The organism is Sodalis sp. (in: enterobacteria) (assembly GCF_051710625.1).
In the GTDB taxonomy this organism is placed as follows: Bacteria; Pseudomonadota; Gammaproteobacteria; order Enterobacterales; family Enterobacteriaceae; genus JBPESN01.
Genome location: NZ_JBPESN010000118.1, coordinates 1 through 3,087 on the forward strand (window position 1 = coordinate 1; position 3,087 = coordinate 3,087).

Here is a 3,087-nt window from a genome sequence, read left to right on the forward strand (position 1 = left end):
GGCAAGCTTAAACTGTAAGAAAAGTGGAGCGGCCTAAATAAAGATTAGGCCATTATCTATCTCATTTCATTATTTTTATGATTTACTAATATTTTTTAACCTAATTCACATATATCTAATGGATGCCTAAAAGGCGTTTAAACTACCTTTAAATCTGCTCAAACCACAGTCATCCGAGTCTAGAATTTAGTGCAAAAAAATCATTTTTTGCCCATTTTTTTGCGACGAGTCCAGAATCTATAAAATCTCTGTAAGCCGCGCCATTAAAGGGCTTCCGGCTAACCCATCGTTTAACTTAAGAGTCCAGAAATGATTGCCACCCCACATGCTCGATCTTGTTCTCGGTTATGCTGGTCGTACCGCTGGGGGTGATTGGCGCGATTGCTGGCGGCAACGCTGCGCGGTCTGAATTCTGAATAATGACGTGTACTTCCAGGTAGGTCTGCTGACTACTATCAAACTATCGGTCAAGAACGCAATATTAATCATGGAATTCACCAAAGATCTGATGGAGAAAGAAGGCAAAAGACTGATAGAAGCGACGCTGGAAGCGGTACGCATGCGCTTCCGGCCGATTCTAATGACTTCTCTCGCCTTTATCCTCGGCTTACTGCCCCTGGCTATCAGCACCGGCGCCGGGTCCGGCTCGCAAAACGCGGTCGGTACCGGCGGGATGGGCGGGATAGGCGGGATAGGCGGGATAGGCGGGATAGGCGGGATGGTTACCGCTACCCTGCTGGCGATTTTCTTTGTACCAGTGTTTTTTGTGGCGGCGCGCCGCCGCGGGCGTGTGTATGTCATATGCAAAGCCAATCCGCGCTTTAAGGCGGTTCAAGGACGCAAAAAACGCTGCTGACTTTGCAAGCGAGGCTCATCGGGGCCAAAAGAGAAATCAGCGCATCGCTGCGCCAGGGGGAATACCTTCGGCGCTTTTTATTTGCCGCCGTCAGACGGCAAAATGGTCTATACACGATCGTTGTAAGGGTAATGCGGGGATTTTCGCATATTTATAAACAAATATTGTAATTGAGTGAATAAGAAGAAAACACTCTTTTATTTATCCGACATGTCTGCTAGTTTTAAGGTACTAATTGAGCATCAGCACTGTATAATGTTATTCAGCCGCATTGTTTCATTCCGCACCAGCGCGCCGGCAACGAGAGAACGCAGAGGCCCTTATCCCACGCTGTTTACCTGAGCTTTGCCGTCACGGCAGGCTATGACTCAGAGTCTATAAGTGAATGTAAGAAAGGGATGCCAAATCGCCTAAAATATCCTATCTTTAATCTGGAATGGGCGAAGTGGGTATCGATCCATGTCCCCAGCCGGGTTTTAAGATTACTGCAATTGCTATGTGTTAGGAGGGCTAATATGGATGAGTATCCACCCAAACGCTACGATATTGCGCAATTGAAATCCCTGTGTGAAAATCATCTATGATGAAGGCATTGCCAGTCTAAGCGACAGCTATCATGGTTGGGTAAATGACCCAAGTTCCGCCGTCAATTTGCAGCTTAACGAATTAATTGAGCACATAGCTGAGAATATTGTCATCTTCAAACCTAAACACCATAATGAAAGTGAGCTTACCGATCAGGTTGAAACCTTTTTAGACGATACTTTCACTCTGTTCAGTAGCTATGGCATCAATAATTACGATATCCAGCGCTGGCGGCGCAGCTGCGGGCGTTTATTCGGAACATTCTCGGAGACAGAGCTCTGTACAACCTGAGAAAGTAAGCATATCCCCGTTCAACTGACTGTACGAAAAGGTAAAAATGAAAAAGATCGACTATTTAATGCGCTTGAGGAAGTGCCGAACGCTGGAAACCCTTGAGCGTGTGATTGAAAAAAACAAATATGAACTGTCCGATGACGAGCTAGAGATATTCAATTCCGCCGCCGATCATCGTCTGGCGGAACTGACGATGAACAAGCTATACGACAAAGTACCGATTTCTGTCTGGAAGTATGTACGCTAAAACTGATTATTCTAAACATAATGTTAGTGTTAATAAACATTATTATTAATACCTTTTTTGCCCGCCGGCAATTAAATTATCTATTGCCCACCCCTACTGAAATACGCCCTTTTTCGCGCCACTGACGTCAGGTTAACCTCCTATTGTCTGGCGCGCGATGTAGGTGTAAATAGCAAGTGCGTTATCATACTGGTTAATAACATTATTGGGCTTTTCTATAGGCAGGTCAAAAGCCACACTGTCAAGCGCCTATTGCATCGGATTTCCCTCATTTTCGCTGGGTTGCCCTGACGTCATTTCGTACAATTGTATTTTTACACGTGCCGGACGGGAATGCACTGGCCGGCAGAGACGATTTCACCACGCCATTAATAAATGGTAATCCCGGGAAAAACACGCCTTATTTTCCACTGAAAGAGGGCGTGATCCAAGGTGGCACGTGGGTATGTTGCGTCAGGACAGGACGAGTGGCGGCCGAAATGGGTGGAGGCCCCGGCAGCGACATCCCGGCACACACGTCGCTTGCTGCGGCTGCTTCCTTCCGGACCTGACCGAGTTCACAAGGTAGTGTTGCGAGAGCACCCACGGGGCCTCCATTGACGGCTCGTTTCAAACGAGGGCGGGGCATTATCAATTAAGGCTTCGGTAATTGCAAGCCGGGGGTGGTTTAAGCGCCGTTTCTTATCCAATATGTTTCATACTTAACGCTTCAGCACAGACGGCTTGCGGGAGGCAAACCGAATATGACAGGATAATTCCCACGCCGATTTAACCGTTAAAGTGAAATATGTCCAAGCCCTCTCATGATAATTTCCCCCCGCGCGTTTACCACATCGTGGCGGCTATCCCGTATGGACGACTGATAACATATGGTGAAGTGGCGCGTCTGGCGGGCGCGCCGCGCGCGGCGCGTCAACAAGTGGGTGGTCTGTTAAGCCGTCTGCCTGAAGGCAGCAAACTCCCCTGGCATCGGGTGGTTAATCGTCATGGCGCCATCTTGTGAAGCGGGGGGGGGGGGGGCTTTGTCACGGACGCAGGCGGGGCCGCACGGGGAGGGCCCATTGAAGACCGGTAGCGGCCCAAGAGATAAACCCCCCGACCGTGG

General features: G+C 48.6%; 2 protein-coding genes, 1 other RNA gene and 3 pseudogenes. 5 read left to right on the forward strand and 1 reads right to left on the reverse strand.

The features are described from left to right. Positions 1 to 329: 329 nt before the first annotated feature. From ACTBDU_RS16280 to ACTBDU_RS16295, 4 genes and pseudogenes are all read left to right on the forward strand, one after another. Positions 330 to 784, forward strand: a pseudogene (locus tag ACTBDU_RS16280) (efflux RND transporter permease subunit); the annotation flags it as partial. 6 nt (positions 785 to 790) lie between these two features. Next, positions 791 to 856, forward strand: a complete 66-nt coding sequence (locus ACTBDU_RS16285) for a 50S ribosomal protein L36 (protein ID WP_438807200.1) — start codon at positions 791 to 793, stop codon at positions 854 to 856. A 515-nt stretch (positions 857 to 1,371) separates the two neighbouring features. Continuing rightward, a pseudogene (tomB, locus tag ACTBDU_RS16290) lies at positions 1,372 to 1,732 on the forward strand (Hha toxicity modulator TomB). Between the two features lie 46 nt (positions 1,733 to 1,778). Then, positions 1,779 to 1,982 carry an HHA domain-containing protein gene (locus ACTBDU_RS16295; RefSeq protein ID WP_438807199.1) on the forward strand — a complete coding sequence of 68 codons (204 nt, stop codon included), beginning with the start codon at positions 1,779 to 1,781 and terminating at the stop codon, positions 1,980 to 1,982. Positions 1,983 to 2,472: 490 nt separating this feature from the next. Here the strand turns inward: ACTBDU_RS16295 and ffs are convergent. After that, positions 2,473 to 2,569: signal recognition particle sRNA small type (gene ffs, locus ACTBDU_RS16300), an RNA gene on the reverse strand. Positions 2,570 to 2,769: 200 nt separating this feature from the next. Here ffs and ACTBDU_RS16305 point away from each other — a divergent pair. Continuing rightward, a pseudogene (locus ACTBDU_RS16305) lies at positions 2,770 to 2,979 on the forward strand (MGMT family protein); the annotation flags it as partial. Between the last annotated feature and the right edge of the window lie 108 nt (positions 2,980 to 3,087).